This is a genomic window from Mesorhizobium sp. B2-1-3 (assembly GCF_006442495.1).
Classification (GTDB): domain Bacteria; phylum Pseudomonadota; class Alphaproteobacteria; order Rhizobiales; family Rhizobiaceae; genus Mesorhizobium.
On record NZ_VFWL01000006.1, the window covers coordinates 267,554 to 284,400 of the forward strand.

Genomic DNA, 16,847 nt, shown 5'->3' on the forward strand with positions numbered 1-16,847 from the left:
TCGTCAGGCCCGGTTGATCAGATAGAGGACCGGGAACAGGAACACCCAGACGATGTCGACGAAATGCCAGTAGAGTCCGATCGCCTGCACGCGGCGCGCCCGGCTCGCCTGCGCGGTCCTCGGCCAGAGCAACAGCATGCCGGCAATCACCGCGATGCCGCCTATCAGATGCAGCGCGTGCAGCGATGTCATGGCGAAATAGAGCGCGAAGAAGAATTCGGCATGGGCCGGATCTGGGCCTGCGAAGCGGAACGGCGCGCCGAGCACCGGCGCCAGGCCCTCGCTGAATTCCTTGCTGTATTCGACGGCCTTGATCACCAGAAAGATGCAGCCAAGCAGGCTCGTGGACATCAAGGCCCAGAAGGCGGGCCGCCAACGCCGGGCAGCCGTGAACATATGGGCAAGCGCCATCGCGAAGCTGCTGGTGATCAGAACCGCCGTATTCAGCGTGCCGAGCGGCAATGACAGATGTTGCGACGCCGCGGCGAATGCCGCGCCATAGCTCAATCGGGCGTAGAGGAACACCAGCACGATCGCGCCGAACAGCATCGCCTCGGAGCCGATGAAAATCCACATGCCGAATGCATCGGCCGCCTTCTCGCGGGCCCGTGTATCGAAGGCAATGCTTTCGGTCGGCCCGCTCATGAGGCTTCGTCCCTGTGCGGGCTGAACGTCTCGTGCCTCAGGCCTTTCATGGCATAGTCATAGGCCGGCCGCCTGACCACGGGCATGGTGTCGAAATTATGCGGGGGCGGCGGCGAAGCCGTCTGCCATTCAAGGCCGGTCGCGCCCCACGGGTTGGCCGGCGCCCGCGTCCCGCGAAACAGCGACCAGCCGAGATAGAGCAGCGGCATAAGATAGCCGACGGCCAGAACGACCGCGCCGGCCGAGGACAATACGTGCCAGAACTGAAACTCCGGCGGATAGGTGTGATAGCGCCGCGGCATGCCGAGAAAACCGAGCACGAATTGCGGGAAGAAAGTCAGGTTGAAGCCGAGGAAGGTCACGGTCGCGGCGATACGGCCCCAGGTTTCGGAATAGACGCGGCCGGTGATCTTCGGCCACCAGAAATGCAACCCCGCCATGTAGGCCGTCACCATGCCGCCGACCATGATGTAATGGAAATGCGCCACGACGAAATAGGTGTCATGAACGTGGACGTCGACGGCGAGAGCGGCCAGGAACAGGCCGGCCAGCCCCCCGAAAGTGAACAGCGCCAGGAAAAACAGCGCATAAAGCATGGGCGTCTCGAAAGTGATTTCGCCCTTGCGCAGCGTCAGCGTCCAGTTGAACACCTTTATCGCCGAGGGAATCGCGACGCAGAACGACAGGAACGAGAACACGATGCCGGCATAGGCCGACTGGCCTGATACGAACATATGGTGACCCCAGACCAGGAAGCCGAACACGGCAATCGCCATCGAAGACATCGCCACCGCCTTGTAGCCGAACAGCGGGCGCTTGCTGAAGCAGGGCAGCACTTCGGAAACCACGCCCATGCCGGGCAGGATCATGATGTAGACCGCGGGATGTGAGTAGAACCAGAACAGATGCTGGAACAGCAGCGGGTCGCCGCCCAGAGCGGGATTGAAGATGCCGATACCGAAGGCACGCTCCAGCACGATCAGGATCAGCGAGGCGGCCAGCACCGGCGTCGCCAGCACCATGACCAGCGCGGTCGCATACATCGTCCAGACGAAGATCGGCAGTCTGAACCAGGTCAGCCCCGGCGCGCGTAACGTGTGGACGGTGACGATGAAGTTGATGCCGGTCATGATCGTCGAGAAGCCGACGATGAAGACACCCAGCGCGGCCATCGAAACGAAGCCGTTGGCATAGAGCGTCGAGAGCGGCGTGTAGAAGGTCCAACCCGTGTCGACACCGCCGGCGAGCACCGCGGCCAGGGCAAAGGCGCTGCCGAAGATGAACACGTACCAGCTGGCGAGATTGAGCCGCGGAAAAGCGAGATCGCGCGCGCCGATCATCAGCGGCAGCAGGAAATTGCCGAGCGTCGCGGGGATCGACGGCACCAGGAAGAACCACACCATGATGATGCCATGCAGGGAAAACAGCCTGTTATAGACATCGTCCGACACCAGATCGCCCGCAGGCGACGCGAGTTCGATCCGGATCATCACGGCAAAGGCACCGCCAAGAAAAAAGAACGCCGTCAGCGACATCAGGTAGAGCCAGGCGACGCGCTTGTGGTCGGTGGTCAAGAGCCAGGCGGCAGGTCCGGCCTCCCCATGCAGATAGCTCGAAGGCGCCAAGGCTTGCCTGCTCATTGGGTCGCCCCGCTTTCCCTGGTTGCTCGCGACGACAGGGATTTGAGATACGCCAGCAGCATCTGTAGCTCCTGCTCGTCGACAAGGCCGTCAAAGCTCGGCATCACGGGTTCATACCCGGCGGCGATCTCCTTCTTCGGATTGAGGATGGAATCGCGCAAATAGCGGTCGTCGGCAATGACGGTCTGTTGATTGTCCAAGGCCACCGGCCGTCCGAAGACCCCAGCCAGATCCGGCGCCCTCACCTTGCTGGAATTGCCATGGCAGCCGGAGCAGCCGAGCGCGCGGAAGAGTTTTTCGCCGTCGGCCGCAAGCGTTTCACCCTGGCCCTGGTTGCCCAGCCACGCCGCATATTCTTGCGGCGGCATCACGGTCACCCAGCCGCCCATCTCCGAATGCTGGGTGCCGCAATATTGCGCGCAGAACAAATGATACCGCCCGGGCTCGCTGGCGATGAACCAGACATGCGTGGTGCGCCCCGGCACCGCGTCCTGCTTGACCCGGAAGGCAGGTACGAAGAATGAGTGGATCACGTCCTGCGATGCCAGCGACACGATCACCGCCTTGCCGACCGGCACATGCAGTTCGTTGATTTCACGCTGGCCGCCAGGATGACGGAACTCCCACATCCATTGCTTGCCAAGGCCGGCGATCTCGAGTGCGTCAAGGGGCGGGTGTTCGCGGCGCAGGAACAGCACGGCTCCCCATCCGAAGATGGTGAAAGCGATCAGCAGGCTGGCGACTGTCCAGGTCACCTCGAGCGGCGTGCTGCGCGCACGCTCCCCCGTTCGCTCCACCTTGGAGCCGGCGCGATATTTGATGGCGTAGAAAACGACCAGGCTGGTCAGGAAGACGCCCAGCGCGACGGTGAAGGCAAGCAGCACGTAGAACAGGGCGTCGACACTGCCGGCAATCGAGGAGGCCTGCGGCGGCGTAAAAGGGATGCCGAACGTCAAATCGGCCTCCTTCGCGACAGAACGAGGATGGTGGCGCCAAGGCCAAGCAGCGTCGCCATGCCAGTCACCTTCACGACTGCCCAGACCGCTGGCGTGTACTGGCCCTTTGATGCATCGAAGCCGGCACACAGCAGAAAGACGTGATCGGCGATGGAGCCAAGCCGCCCGGCCGACGCCTCGACCAGGGCAAGCCTGAGATCGCGCGGCTCGAAACTCAGCGCCGGAAGTACTTGCGCGATGCGGCCTTGCGGCGTCAGCGCGATGACCGCGATCGGGTGGACATATTGCGAGATCCGGTCGCGCCGGTCGAATGTGATGCCGGCCTCCACGGCAAGGGCGGCGCCAGCGCCATCCTCGCTGGTCAAGAAGCGCCACGCGGACAACCCTGCCTGACCGGCGGACCGCCCGACTTCGGCTTGGATGGACGCCGCATCCGCGACGGTCTCGGAAGCATCTATCGAGACGAAGAGAGCGTGGTAGGTCGCGGGATCGAGGCCGGTCTTGTTCAGATCCGAGGCAACCGCCTGCTGGGTCACGCCGCAGAGGTTGGGGCATTTGTCGTAACCGAAGATGAGCAGCGCCGGCCGCCCGCCGAGAATGCCGGAAAGCGTCTGCCGTCCGCCCGAAGCCTCGCGGAAGACTGTGTCGAGGCTGACCTGCGCGCCGATCTGCGGTTCGAAAACCGGCCGCGCGCGCACGCTGGCGGTCATTGCAGCCAGGAGCACGAGCGGCAGGACCAAACGCCTCATGGCCTCGCCCCCATGGCCGGTGCGGCCTGGCCCTGCTGCGGCGCCCCGGCGTTTGGCTGCGCCGCGTCCGCTCGGGCGCGGCAAATGCCGGCCTGCGGCGCGCGCGGAACCTGGCCTTCGAGCAAGGCGCAGTCCTCACCGGCCGCAGCGGGCGTTACCGCCTCCGGCAGTCCCTGCGCGGCGATCAGCTTCATGGCGTCGTCGATCGGAATGCGCGCGATGCCACCATTGCGGTCGACCCATGCAAGCATGCCGAGTTCACGATCTTCCTGCTGACGGAACGCGGCAAGATCGGCCCCGGGGAAATCCTGCAAGGCGGGACCTGCGGCGCTGCCGTTCATCTGCGTGCCCGCAAGTGGCCAGAACGGGGCCGTATCGAAAATCAGTCTCAGCCCAAGCGCGGCGAGCGCCAGGAAGACAAGCAGGCCGAGGCCAATGAGCACGAGCGCCCTCGGCCAGACATCGCGTGTTTCGGGATGACGCACGACCTTAGCCACGGGCCAGCCTCCCGCGCCAGACGACGATGCGATCAGGCCTGGTCCAGATATAGACGAAGCACCCGAACCAGATGCCGCCCGCGCCGACCATTGCCGCGAGGTCCGGCCACGACACTCCTGCACCGAGGGCGGACAAAGCCGGCCGGACGCGCCAGGCGACATCGGCGAAATGTCCGGCCAGCAGGAACGCGCCGAGCCCTATCAGGCCAACGCGGCTGCGCTTGACGGAGCGGTTCAGGAAACCGGCGAAGGGCAAGGCAAATTGCAGCGCGATCAGCAGCCAAAGCAGATACTGCCAGCCATTTCGACCACGGATGACATACCAATGGATTTCGTCGGGCAGGTCGCCGCCCCAGACGACCAGCCACTGCATGAATGCCAGATAGGCCCAAATGAGCATGAAGCCGAACATCATGTTGGCGAGGTCTTCGCCGAGCGCCACGTCCTCCTCGCCACCCGGCGCCGACTCGATCGCACGGCCGGCCGAGAGCACCGCCAGCGCCAGCCCGCACACGCCGACGACCTCGGCCGCCGCTTCGAGCATCGCATAGATGGTGGAGGAAAAATCCGGCTCTATCGACATCATCCAATCGATGGCAAACACCGTCACGGCAAAGCCGTGCGCGACGAGCCCGATGGCGTAGCCGCCGCCGGTCCTGCTTGCGGCAGAACCGGGCGCCGTCCAGCCAAGTACAAGCCAGGCCAGCGCCAGCCAGACGAGAGCACAGGCGATGAAACGAACGACGAAGAATGGTACGTTGAGATAGGTCATTTTCTGGCGCACCGCTTCCGTCAGCGCCGGGTCGGCCCCTGCCCAGGGAAAGACCAGATCGAGCCGCGCAAGCACCGGCAGCATCAACAGCAGCGCGACAGGCAAGGTCGCGACGGCCGCGCGCAGCGGCGGCCGCAACGCGTCGCCCCAGCGCCCGCCGGTCAGCCCGTGCACCATGACCAGGGTCATTGCGCCGAGCGGCAATCCGAGCAGGAACACCGCCATCGTCAGCCAGCCGGCCAGTGTCGCGCGCGCGGCGACGAGCAGCCCGGCCGCGCACAGACAGAGCCCCGCGGCGGCCGCTGCGAGCAGCAGGACGAGATGGCCGTCGAGCCGGGCGGCGCGCTTCATCGTGCCGCCTCGGCATCGAGTTTCGCGCGAAGAGATTCGGGCAGCGTGCCGGCCGCAGCATGACGCGAATATTGCAGCGCCCGGATATAGGCCACGATCGCCCAGCGGTCCCGCGGCTCGACACGCGCGGCATAGGGATACATTGCACCGTAACCGTCGGTGATGACGTCGTAGAAATGCCGGTCCGGCGCCTTGCGCAGCGCATCTTGATGGTAGGTCGGAGGCGGCGGGAAACCACGCCTGACCACCATCCCGTGCCCGTCGCCGGTGCGGCCGTGGCAGGGAGAGCAGAATATGTCGAAGCGCTGCTGCCCACGCTGAAGCAGTGCCATGGTGATCGGGTACGGGAATTTGTCCGGCGTCGCCGCCAGGTCGGCGTCACGCGTCACCGTGCCTTCGACCGGTGTCCTTGCCGACATGCCGTCGGCGAACTCTCTGCTGTTTTCGAGCGGATCGTAGCGAGGCTGGTCGGCCATGTCCTGCTTGCAGGCGCCGAGGAGCAGGCAAACCGGCAAAAGCAGCCGCGGGTTCATATCGCCACCTCTTCGACCGTCTCGGCGCCAAGCCGTGTCAGTTGCCCCTTGGTGACGCCCTTGCGGTATTTCGGGTCGGTGGCCTCGATCAGCAGGTAGAACTTGCCGCCGCTCGCGTAGGTGAAGCTCTCGGCGTTGAAGACGGGGTGATAATATTGCGGCAGCCGGTTCTCGGCCAGCATGCCGAAGAAGCCGGCAAACACGCTGGCCAGGATCGCGGCTTCGAAGGCGATGACCGTGAACGGCGGCCAGGAATGCAGCGGCCGGCCGCCGACATTGACCGGATAGTCGACCTCGACGGAATAAAGGATCAATGCATAGACCAGCACGCCGCCGGCGACGCCACCCGCCAGCATGACCCAGGGCAACCGTGTTTTTCGCATGCCCAATATGTCTATCAGGCCATGCACCTCGAACGGCGAGAACGCATCCATATGCCGGTACCCCTTGTCGCGCATCGCTTGCGCCGCCCTGGTCAGCGCATCCGGATCGGCGAAAGCCGCGATGACGCCATGGACGCTCATGCCGCGCCGCCTTTCTGCTCGGCCAGTTCCTCGACCTCGAAGATGGTTATCGCCGGCAGGATGCGGATAAACAGGAAGACCAGCGCGAAGAAGGTGCCGATCGATCCGAACAGGATGCCGAAATCGAGCCAGGTCAGCGACTGCTCGCCCCAGGACGACGGCAGGTAGTCGCGGCTCGGGCCGGTCACCACGATGATGTAGCGTTCGAGCCACATGCCGATGTTGATGACCAGAGCGATCGAAAACAGCAGCGGCATATTGGATCGCACACGCCGAAACCAAAGCAGTTGCAGCACCGCGCAATTGCAGAAGAGCATGGTCCAGAACAGCGGCGCATAAGGGCCGACGGCGCGCTGGACCATCATCGCGCGCTCGTAAGGCTCACCCGAATACCAGGAGAAGAACGCTTCCGATGCATAGCCGTAAATGACGACCATGCCGGCCGCGATCATCAGTTTGGCGGCGTTGTCCATGTGGCGCGGCGTGATCAGGTCTTCCACAGCGAATGCCCAGCGCAAGGGAATGGCTATGGTCAGCACCATGGCGAAGCCGGAAAGGAGCGCGCCGGCGACGAAATAGGGCGGAAAGATCGTCGAATGGAAGCCCGGCGTGATGGCGAAGGTGAAATCGAGAGCGACGATCGAATGAACCGAAACGACCAGCGGTGTTGCGAGTGCCGCCATCAGGAAATAGACCGTTCGGTATCGCGCCCAATGATAGGCCGAGCCGCGCCAGCCAAGCGCGAGGACGCCGTAGAAAAGTTGCCCGCCACGCGACTTCGCCCGGTCGCGCAGCACGCCGAGATCAGGCAGCAATCCCGTGTACCAGAACAGCAGCGAGACGGTGGCGTAGGTGGAAATCGCGGCGAAGTCCCAGACCAGCGGGCTGCGCCATTGTGGCCAATGCATGTGGGTGTTGGGCAGGGGCAGGAGCCAATAGAAGAACCACGGCCGGCCAAGATGCAGGATAGGGTAGAGGCCGGCCATCGCCACGGCAAACAGCGTCATCGCCTCGGCGAAGCGGTTGATCGAGGCGCGCCAGGGCTGGCGCAGCAGCAGCAGCACCGCCGAGATCAGCGTACCGGCATGGCCAATGCCGATCCACCACACGAAACTCGAGATCATCGTGCCCCAGACCACGGGAATGTTGACCCCATAGGCGCCAACGCCGACCGAGACCAGGTAGGTGATGGAATAGAGGAACAGCAATACGAAGGCGAAGCAGACGAAGAACGCCGACCAGAAGAACCGCGGCAACTTCCCTTGCAGGACCACCGCGCTGATACGGCCGCTGATCTCTGGAAAATCGTGACGCCCGCGCAGCACAGGTGTCACGCCTTTGCTCGTCCTGCGGGCGGCCACGTCAGCCATCGCCGCCCTCCGAGGCGGATGTCGCGGCGAGCCGGTCGTTAGGGTTGCTGACCTTGCCCAGATAGGTGGTGCGCGGCCTTGTGTTCAGTTCTTCGAGCAGCGCGTAATTGTGTGGCGAGGCCTTTTCCTGGACGACCTGCGAATCCTTCCTGTTGAGATCGCCGAAGGTGATGGCTTTTGTCGGGCACGCCTGCTGGCAGGCGGTGACGATTTCACCGTCCTCGATCTCCCGGTTCTCGATCTGGGCGCGGATCCGTTTTTGCGAAATGCGCTGTACGCAGTAGCTGCATTTTTCCATGACGCCGCGCGAACGCACTGTGACATCGGGATTGTGGACAGCCTGCTCCGGTCCCGCGCTGTCCTTGTCGAACTCCTGGTACTCCAGAAAATTGAACCGCCGCACCTTATAGGGACAGTTCTGCGAACAGTAGCGCGTGCCGATGCAGCGGTTGTAGACCTGCGCGTTCAGACCGTCATGCGTATGGATGGTCGCATTGACCGGACAGACGACCTCGCACGGGGCCTTCTCGCAATGCATGCACGGCACCGGCTGGAAGAACATGTCCGGATCGTCGATCCCGCCCGCATAGTAGCGGTCGACGCGCAGCCAGTGCATTTCGTGGCCGAGTGCCGCCTCGTCCGGCCCCACCGTTGCGATGTTGTTCTCGGCCTGACAGGCCGACACGCAGGCCATGCAGCCGATGCAGGCCGACAGGTCTATCGACATGCCCCAGGCTTCCTGGTCATAGCTCCAGTCGGGGTAGAGCGATTCCACGGGCGCTGGGGGCGCGTGGGCGCGCACGAAATGGGGATTTGCCCTGAACGCATCGAGCGAAGCATGGCGGATGATCGCCCTGCCCTCCATCGCTTGATGATGCTGGGTCGTGACTACACGCGCCGAACCGCCGCGCGGGCTCAGGACGACATCGTCGGCAAACCATGGCGCATCGCTGGTCCGGATCGCGAAGGCGTCGTAGCCGCCTGCGAGTGCCGCCACCGAGCCGGCCTTGCGTCCAAAACCGAGCGACAGCGTCACTGTGTCGTCAGGCTGTCCCGGCGTGATCCAGACGGGTGCGTCCAGCGTCCTGCCGTCCCGCGCCAAGTTGACCACCTGCCCGTTTTCGAGCCTCAGGCGCTGCGCGGTGGCTGGCGAGACCAGCGCCGCATTGCCCCAGACGAGCTTGCTTAACGGCCGGGGCAATTCCTGAAGCCAGGATGAATTGGCGTGGCGGCCGTCGCGAAGCCAGGGATCGGCGACGAAGCGAACCTCCAACCCTTTGGTGGCGGCATTGGGTGCCGAGCCATCGCTATCCGGCGGTGCCGAAACGGCAGCGGGACCAGCAGCAGTGTTCGGCACGATGCCGTCGCGCAGCGCCTTGCGCCAGGCCACCTCGTCCATGGCGGCCCACGTCCGGCGCACGGGTGCCTGCGCATTGGCGCCGAATTCACCGCCCAGCGCGGCAAGCAACTGATGCAGGCTCTTGCCACCGAACAGAGGCTCTATGAGCGGCTGCACGATCGAAACCGTACCGTCATAGGCCCGGATATCGCTCCAGCTCTCCAACTCGTGCGCGGCTGGGATATGCCAGCGAGCCAGAAACGCCGTCTCATCGCGGTAGAGTCCCCAGTGGACAAGAAGCTTCAGGCTCGAAAAAGCCTTCCGTGCATCGAGGTCCGATGGCGCCGTGTGCAAGGGATTGGCGCCGAGCACGACGGTCTTGTCGATCGAACCATCCGTGATGGCCCCGCAGAGCGTGGCAAGATCGCCATCCACCGGCATGGCATCAGGCGGCTCGATCAATTGCAGCGTGTTGCCAAGGGCACCAAGCCTGGCATTCATCGCTAGGGCCAAGGCATGCACGGACGGTGCCTGGTGCGCTCCGGCCACCACAAGCGCATTGCGGCCGGCGCCGCGCAGATCGTCGGCAAGCGCGTTTGTCCATTCCGGACCGAGCGGCGACAAGCCGGCCGCGGCATTGTCGCCATCGAGGGCGGCCTTGATCGCCGCCGCAACGCTTGCGACGGCGCTTGGCCTGATAGCTCGGCGATGGTCGGCGGCAGCACCCGTGATGGTGGGAGTCGTCTCGACGACATAGAGGCGACTCATCGTGTCCGTCGATTTGCGCACCCGTCGCCGCTGCGCGAAATCACGAGCATAGGCCAGGCGCCCCGGACCATCGCCCAGGAAATCGGCATCCAGGCTGACGATCACATCGGCGCGGTCGAAACGGTAGATCGCCGTCAACGGCCTGCCGAACAATGTACCCGTTGCCTGTTCACCGGAATTGGCCGCAAGCGGATCGTGGCGGAAGACGCGAAGTCTGGGATAGCGCACCCTCAGCGCCGCGATCTGCGCCTTCGTCGTCGGCGATGTCGTCGCCTCGAGCAGCAATGCCAGCCCTTGCCCGCCTGAAGCGAGGAATCCACCAGCCAGTTCGGCGATATCTTTCAGGAACTCATCGTAACTTGCGGGCTCGCCCAGCTTGAGCGGTGTGCGAGATCGCTCGGGATCGAACAGCGACAACACCGCCGCCTGCATGACGGCATCGGTGGCGCCGCGCGATGCCGGATGATCCGGGTTGCCCTCGACCTTTGTCGGCCGGCCCTCATGGCTCTCGATCACGGCTCCGATGCCGTAGCCGTCGCTGGAGAGGGCTGTCGCGTAGTAGAGCGGCCGGCCGGGAATGATGTTCTCCGGCTGGCGGACATAAGGCACGATGCTCTCGGCCTCGCTGCAGGCGGTCAGGCCGGCCAGCGACAGCGATGCACCCATCAGTTTCAGGACGGTGCGCCGGTCGAAGCCAGGCTGAAGGCGATCGGCCATCGCGGGGAATTCCGCCTCCACAAAGCGCTGGAACTCCGCCGTGTCAGCCAGTTCGCCCATGCTTCGCCATGGCTCGCGCCCCGCCGCGGCGAGCCGCAATGCCGCAAGATCGAAAGCCGGATTTCGGTCAACGGTGGCAGACATAGCAATCCGTCATGGTCTCGGGATGAATGTCGAGCACGCCGATCAGGGAACGCCGGATCTGCTCGATGTCGTCAGGCGGCTTCCAGTGCATCAGGAAAACGTCCCGCGGCGGGCGAAGGTTGGGACCTGGGTCCCGGTGGCAGCCAAGGCACCATTCCATCGACAATGAATGCGCCCGTCGCGTCAGCGGCATGTCGTCGACCGCGCCATGGCAGGTCTCGCAGGCGACGCCCTTCGCGATATGGATGGAGTGGTTGAAGTAAACGAAATCCGGCACCGAATTGACCCGCTGCCATTGCAGCGGCTGTCCCGAAGCGAGACTTGCGCGCACCGGCGCCAACATCTCGGCATTGGTGAAGAGCTGCGAATGACAGGTCATGCACACTTCTGTCGCCGGCAGCCCCGCCGAGGCTGATGTCTCGACCCCGTTGTGGCAATAACGACAGTCCAGTCCGATATCGCCGACATGATGCTTGTGGCTGAACGGAACGGCCTGGGCCACCGGTTGCCCCACGCCGGTAACGAACCCTGAACGCAAAAACGCCGTGCCGCCGACGGCCGCCAGAAGCGCGAAACAGCAAACACCCCACAGAAAGAAGCGGGCAATCCCATTGGCGTTGCTGGAAAAGACCTGCGGCATCCTCGCCGATTTTTCGCTTGGAACAAGCTTTTGGATCGAGCGCCTAACGGCGGCAAAGCGACAAAGGTTCCGTCGGCGCGGAATGCTCACAAAATGGTGAGTTGGGAGCACCCTCGAAAACCGCGGCCGATCGCAACCATGCGGGACGGCCAGCGTTCGAAACAATCATGAGCCTGTCGTAATGGAAATGCTGTCATGACTTCTGCCAATCCGAATCTCGCCGACAGGCGTCGCTCCGGCGTCGCCTTCTGGTGGACCATGTTCGTGGGTGTGCTGCTGGCAATACTTGGTTTGCTGATCGGCGCAGGCGGCGCCTGGCTCATCGCGCTGGGCGGCTCCTGGTACTATTTGCCCACCGGAGTGGCTCTCCTGGCGGCGGGTGTTTTGCTTTTGAGCGGCAATGCCGCCGGAGTCTGGCTCTACGTCCTGACCTGGATCGCGACGCTCGCCTGGGCTTATTGGGAAATCGGCATGGACGGCTGGGGGTTGATGCCCCGGGTGCTCGCGCCGACGGTCATCCTGATCTTCGTTCTTTTGACCTTGCCCGCCTTTCGCGCCGGGCACGCGAAACGGGTTCGCGACCGCGGCTGCGCGACCGCATCCGCTGCCCTTTTCATTGTCGGCTGCGCGATCGGGCTTCAGCATTTCACGCCCTCGGCACAATCCCAGGAGGCATCCCCGGTTACCCCGGTCACGCCACCCGCCGCAGGAAGCGCATCTGGTCAGTCTCCGGTCAGCCCTCAGCCCGATGTCGCGATACACCAGGCTGGACCGAATTGGCCCGTCTATGGCGGCTCGGAACTTGCCACCCGCTATTCGCCTCTCAAACAGATCACCGCCGACAACGTCGCGAAGCTGACCAAAGTTTGGGATTTCCACACGGGCGATATGCCAAGCAAGGCGGCGACCGACAAATACTCCCCGGAAAACACCCCCCTCGAAGTGGACGGGCACCTGTTTGCATGTTCGGCCAAGGGCATCGTCATCTCGGCCAACGCGGCAACCGGCAAGGAGGAGTGGCGCTATGATCCGAAGGTATCCGACGCCGCCATCCCATACGGCGCCAGTTGCCGGGGCGTCGCCTACTACGCCGTTCCAGGCGCAAGCGCCGATCGACCATGCGCAACACGCATCCTGTGGGGCACGCTCGATGCAAGGCTGATTGCCATCGACGCCAGGACCGGGAAGGCATGTGGCGATTTCGGCCAGCAGGGCGTCGTCGATCTCACCCAGGGGCTCGGCAAGACCGTGCCCGGCTGGTATTCGGTGACGGCGCCTCCGACCGTCGTGCGCGGCATTGCCGTGCTTGGCGCCCAGGTGCAGGACGGCCAGGCCGAGGATGCGCCGTCAGGCGTCGTGCGCGGCTATGACGTGATGTCGGGGAGACTGGTCTGGGCTTGGGACATGGGCCATCCGGACCGCACGGGCGCACCGCCCCAGGGCGATACCTACACGCGCGGCACGCCGAACATGTGGACCGTAGCCGCCGCCGATCCGCAGCTCGGCTATGTCTTCCTGCCGCTCGGCAACGCCGCCGTCGACTATTACGGCGTCGATCGCAAGGACTTCGAAAACCAATACAATTCCTCAATCGTCGCCATCGATGTCACGACGGGCAAGCCGGTCTGGCATTTTCAGACCGTCCATCACGACCTTTGGGACTATGACCTCGGTTCGCAGCCGACACTCGTCGATTTTCCGTCAGTCAATGGAAAGGTTCCCGCAATCATCGTGCCCAGCAAGCAGGGCCAGATCTATGTGCTCGACCGCAAGACCGGAAAATCGCTGTTCCCGGTCGAAGAACGGCCGGTGCCGTCGGGCGGCGTCGAACCAGAGAAATTGTCCAGGACGCAGCCTTATTCCGGCTATGCGCATCTCGACCAGCCTGTGCTGACCGAGAAGGATATGTGGGGCATGAGCCCGCTCGACCAGCTCTACTGCCGCATCCAGTTCCGGCAGGCTTCCTACCAGGGCGAATATACGCCCCCCACGGTGGACAAGCCTTTCATCGAATATCCCGGCTACAATGGCGGCTCCGACTGGGGAAGCGTTGCCGTCGACACCGACGCCGGCATCCTGGTCGCCAATTACAACGACATGCCCAACTATGATCAGTTGATACCGCGCCAAAAGGCGGACCAGATAGGCTTCAGGTCGATCGAACAGGGCGGCGCTTCGAAAAGGGCCAAGGACATGGGTGACCCGCAGATGGGTTCGCCGTACGCCATTGCCGTCAACGCGGGCTGGCGCCTCTCGACGGGGCTGCTTTGTTCCGAGCCGCCTTACGGCCATATCCGTGCCATCGAGTTGAAGACAGGCAAGACGCTCTGGGACAAGCCGCTCGGCGAGGCGGTCGAGAATGGCCCCTGGCGCATCCCGTCCATGCTGCCGCTGGATATCGGCACGCCAAACAATGGCGGGCCGCTCGTGACCGCCGGCGGCCTGATCTTCATCGCAGCGGCGACGGACGACAAGCTGCGCGCCATCGACATCAAGACCGGCAAGGTGGTCTGGCAGACGGATCTGCCCGCTGGCGGCCAGACCACCCCGATGACCTATGAGGTCGGCGGCCGGCAATATGTCGTCATCGCGCCCGGCGGTCATCATTTCATGGAGACGAAGGTCGGCGACGACGTGATCGCCTATGCGTTGCCGGCCGACTGATGGCGCGCCCGGCGTGGCCCGGACTGGCTTGCGCTTGTCGGCTGGCAAAGCGTGACCCCGGCCGTCAGCCCCCGTGATTTCTGGGGAACCTTGCCGGGATGAGCAGGTTTAGCTGCCTGAGACACTCCAAATTCGTCGGAAGGAGCAGCTCATGAGCAACGATCCCGACAAGGAGGGGCCTGTTTTTTCCGCAGAGGATGCGCGGCAAGGCGAGATTATCCTGCGAACGCGAACGCGCCGTATCATCTTCATTGCGGGACTTGTCGGCATCGTGCTGGTGATGATGCTGCTGCACTTCGCCTAGCACGGCCGGCCACAAACCCTCAATCTGAAACAGGAACTTTTTCGGACGCGGGTCCGTTGATTTACGTCCTTCCAGTACGCGGCTTTTGCCGCACCAACCCTACCGCGGACCGCTAACGTGGACACGAACTCTCCAGACGTCGCACCGGTCGACGAAAGACCTCAAACAAAACGTCGCCCCGATGCACGACCGAAGCGCGCCTCGTCGCGCCCACAACCGAAACAGGACCTCGATGCTTCCGCCGGGAACAAAGAGGGCCTGTTCGGCTCGCTCAGGCGGCACCCCTACGTCACCGCGGCGGTCATCCTTGTTCTGCTGCTGGCATCGGCCGCAGCGATAATCTGGTGGCTCCAGGCGCGACAGTATGAATGGACCGACGATGCCTTCATCGACGCCCGTACCGTAACCATAGGTGCCGAAATCGCCGGCCGCATCACCGATGTGGCGGTGACCGACAATCAGAGCGTAAAGGCCGGCGATGTCCTGCTGCGCATCGATGACAGGGATTATCAGGCATCCCTCAAGCAGGTTCAGGCGCAGGTGGCGCAGGCCGACGCCGAAACCGCTGACATCGCAGCCCAGATCGAAGCGCAGCAGGCCAAGGTGGACCAAGCCCAGAAGCAGGTGTCGCAAGGCCGGGCAGCGCTTGATTTCGCGAAAGCCGAAAATCAGCGCAACAGCGAATTGCTTGCCAAGGGAACCGGAACGCTGCAGCAGGCGCAACAGGCTGCCTCGACGCTTCGCCAGGCCCAGGCGACGCTCGACAGCTCGCAGGCGAACGTCGTGGCGGCCCAGAGACAAGTCGCCGTCCTCGAGGCCCAGCGCAAAAGCGTGGCGGCAAAACTCGACCAGGCCCATGCCAGCGAAGAGCAGGCCCGCACCGCGCTTTCCCGCACCTCGATCACCGCTCCGGTGGCCGGACGGGCGACGAACATATCCGCCGCCGTGGGCGCATATGCCCAACCGGGGCAAGTGCTGATGATGTTCGTGCCCGAGGACGTGTGGGTGAAGGCCAACTTCAAGGAAACACAACTCGACCTTATGCGGCCTGGCCAGCCCGTCGAGATCGATATCGACGCCTACCCGGAGCAGACCTTCAGGGGCCACGTCGACAGCATCCAGGCCGGCAGCGGAACCGCTTTCAGCCTGCTGCCCGCAGAGAACGCGACCGGCAATTTCGTCAAGGTGGTGCAGCGCGTGCCCGTGAAGATCGTCTTCGACAAGAAGACCGGCCTGCTGCTCGGGCCCGGCATGTCCGTCGTGCCGACGGTCAAGGTGCGATGACCGGCCAGGCGACCGCGCAAGCCGGCGAAAGCCGGTCCGCCGCGGGCGGGCGCAATCCCTGGCTTATCGCCATTGTCGTCTCCATCGCCACCTTCATGCTGGTGCTCGATACGTCCATTGCCAATGTGGCGCTGCGCAACATAGCCGGCAGCCTCGCGGCCGGAATGGACGAAAGCACCTGGATCATCACCACCTATCTGGTCGCCAATTCCGTCATCATCCCGATCAGCGGCTGGCTCGCCGGCGTGATCGGCCGCAAACGCTACTACATGATCTGCGTCGCTACCTTCACGCTCGCGTCGCTGCTCTGCGGCCTCGCGCCGAACCTGGAAATGCTGATCCTGTTTCGCATCCTTCAGGGACTGGGCGGCGGTGGGATGGCACCCAGCGAGCAGTCGATCCTCGCCGATACTTTCCCGCCCGAAAAACGCTCGCAGGCCTTCGCGCTCTACGGCATCGCCGTCATCGTTGCACCGACGGTCGGGCCGACCATCGGCGGCTGGCTGACCGACCATTTCTCCTGGCACTGGATCTTCTTCATCAACGTGCCCTTCGGCATCATGTCGTTGGCCCTTGTGCAATGGCTGCTGGTCGAACCAGACGTGCTGGAGCGCGAGCGCCAAGAGAGGCTGAAGGATGGCCTCAAGATCGACTGGGTCGGCTTCATCTTCGTCGTGCTGGCGCTCGGATCCCTTGAGATCTTCCTTGACGAGGGCCAGCGCAACGACTGGTTTGCGTCGGGCTTCATCACGACGTTCGCCGTGATCTCGGCCGTCTCGTTCCTTTTCCTGATCCCCTGGGAGTTTCGCCATCGCGATCCGATCGTCGACATGCGGCTGGTTTTCACCCGCCAGTTCGGCACATCTTTCCTGGTGATGATGGCGGTCGGCGCGGTGCTGTTCAGCACCACGCAGATATTGCCGCAGCTCCAGCAGACCACCTTCGACTAC

General features: G+C 63.8%; 15 protein-coding genes. 4 read left to right on the forward strand and 11 right to left on the reverse strand.

The window, feature by feature from the left end:
* Positions 1-3 precede the first annotated feature (3 nt).
* Genes FJ973_RS13485 through FJ973_RS13535 form a run of 11 tightly spaced genes read right to left on the reverse strand, consistent with a single transcriptional unit; the run spans position 4 to position 11,645 of the window.
* Positions 4-645 carry a cytochrome c oxidase subunit 3 gene (locus FJ973_RS13485; protein WP_140522225.1) on the reverse strand — a complete coding sequence of 214 codons (642 nt, stop codon included), beginning with the start codon at positions 643-645 and terminating at the stop codon, positions 4-6.
* Positions 642-2,285 carry a cytochrome c oxidase subunit I gene (gene ctaD, locus FJ973_RS13490; RefSeq protein ID WP_140518010.1) on the reverse strand — a complete coding sequence of 548 codons (1,644 nt, stop codon included), beginning with the start codon at positions 2,283-2,285 and terminating at the stop codon, positions 642-644. Before ctaD ends, FJ973_RS13485 begins: the two co-directional genes overlap by 4 nt.
* Positions 2,282-3,241, reverse strand: coding sequence for a cytochrome c oxidase subunit II (gene coxB / locus FJ973_RS13495; RefSeq protein ID WP_140556182.1), 960 nt, complete (start codon positions 3,239-3,241; stop codon positions 2,282-2,284). The genes ctaD and coxB overlap by 4 nt, the downstream gene beginning before the upstream one ends.
* Positions 3,238-3,990, reverse strand: a complete 753-nt coding sequence (locus tag FJ973_RS13500) for an SCO family protein (protein WP_140556184.1) — start codon at positions 3,988-3,990, stop codon at positions 3,238-3,240. Before FJ973_RS13500 ends, coxB begins: the two co-directional genes overlap by 4 nt.
* Positions 3,987-4,487: a hypothetical protein gene (locus FJ973_RS13505; protein ID WP_140522231.1), complete on the reverse strand. Its 501-nt coding sequence runs from the start codon at positions 4,485-4,487 to the stop codon at positions 3,987-3,989. The genes FJ973_RS13500 and FJ973_RS13505 overlap by 4 nt, the downstream gene beginning before the upstream one ends.
* On the reverse strand, positions 4,480-5,610 hold the full coding sequence (locus tag FJ973_RS13510; RefSeq protein ID WP_140556186.1) for a hypothetical protein: 1,131 nt from the start codon (positions 5,608-5,610) through the stop codon (positions 4,480-4,482). Before FJ973_RS13510 ends, FJ973_RS13505 begins: the two co-directional genes overlap by 8 nt.
* Positions 5,607-6,143, reverse strand: coding sequence for a cytochrome c (locus FJ973_RS13515; protein WP_140556188.1), 537 nt, complete (start codon positions 6,141-6,143; stop codon positions 5,607-5,609). The genes FJ973_RS13510 and FJ973_RS13515 overlap by 4 nt, the downstream gene beginning before the upstream one ends.
* On the reverse strand, positions 6,140-6,667 hold the full coding sequence (locus tag FJ973_RS13520; protein ID WP_140556189.1) for a DUF3341 domain-containing protein: 528 nt from the start codon (positions 6,665-6,667) through the stop codon (positions 6,140-6,142). Before FJ973_RS13520 ends, FJ973_RS13515 begins: the two co-directional genes overlap by 4 nt.
* Positions 6,664-8,037 carry an NrfD/PsrC family molybdoenzyme membrane anchor subunit gene (gene nrfD / locus FJ973_RS13525; RefSeq protein WP_140522236.1) on the reverse strand — a complete coding sequence of 458 codons (1,374 nt, stop codon included), beginning with the start codon at positions 8,035-8,037 and terminating at the stop codon, positions 6,664-6,666. Before nrfD ends, FJ973_RS13520 begins: the two co-directional genes overlap by 4 nt.
* Positions 8,030-11,005: a TAT-variant-translocated molybdopterin oxidoreductase gene (locus FJ973_RS13530; RefSeq protein WP_140556191.1), complete on the reverse strand. Its 2,976-nt coding sequence runs from the start codon at positions 11,003-11,005 to the stop codon at positions 8,030-8,032. Before FJ973_RS13530 ends, nrfD begins: the two co-directional genes overlap by 8 nt.
* On the reverse strand, positions 10,989-11,645 hold the full coding sequence (locus FJ973_RS13535; protein WP_140496135.1) for a cytochrome c3 family protein: 657 nt from the start codon (positions 11,643-11,645) through the stop codon (positions 10,989-10,991). The genes FJ973_RS13530 and FJ973_RS13535 overlap by 17 nt, the downstream gene beginning before the upstream one ends.
* Before the next feature lie 195 nt (positions 11,646-11,840).
* Between FJ973_RS13535 and FJ973_RS13540 the strand changes: the two genes are divergently transcribed.
* The 4 genes from FJ973_RS13540 to FJ973_RS13555 form a co-directional block, all read left to right on the forward strand.
* Positions 11,841-14,309, forward strand: coding sequence for a membrane-bound PQQ-dependent dehydrogenase, glucose/quinate/shikimate family (locus FJ973_RS13540; RefSeq protein WP_140556193.1), 2,469 nt, complete (start codon positions 11,841-11,843; stop codon positions 14,307-14,309).
* A 151-nt stretch (positions 14,310-14,460) separates the two neighbouring features.
* Positions 14,461-14,613: a peptide ABC transporter permease gene (locus FJ973_RS13545; protein ID WP_140496137.1), complete on the forward strand. Its 153-nt coding sequence runs from the start codon at positions 14,461-14,463 to the stop codon at positions 14,611-14,613.
* A 117-nt stretch (positions 14,614-14,730) separates the two neighbouring features.
* The gene (locus tag FJ973_RS13550) at positions 14,731-15,897 is read left to right on the forward strand and encodes an HlyD family secretion protein (RefSeq protein ID WP_140556194.1); all 1,167 of its coding nucleotides are present in this window, start codon (positions 14,731-14,733) and stop codon (positions 15,895-15,897) included.
* A partial coding sequence (locus tag FJ973_RS13555; RefSeq protein WP_140556196.1) for a DHA2 family efflux MFS transporter permease subunit occupies positions 15,894-16,847 on the forward strand: 954 nt, incomplete at its 3' end. The genes FJ973_RS13550 and FJ973_RS13555, both read left to right, overlap by 4 nt.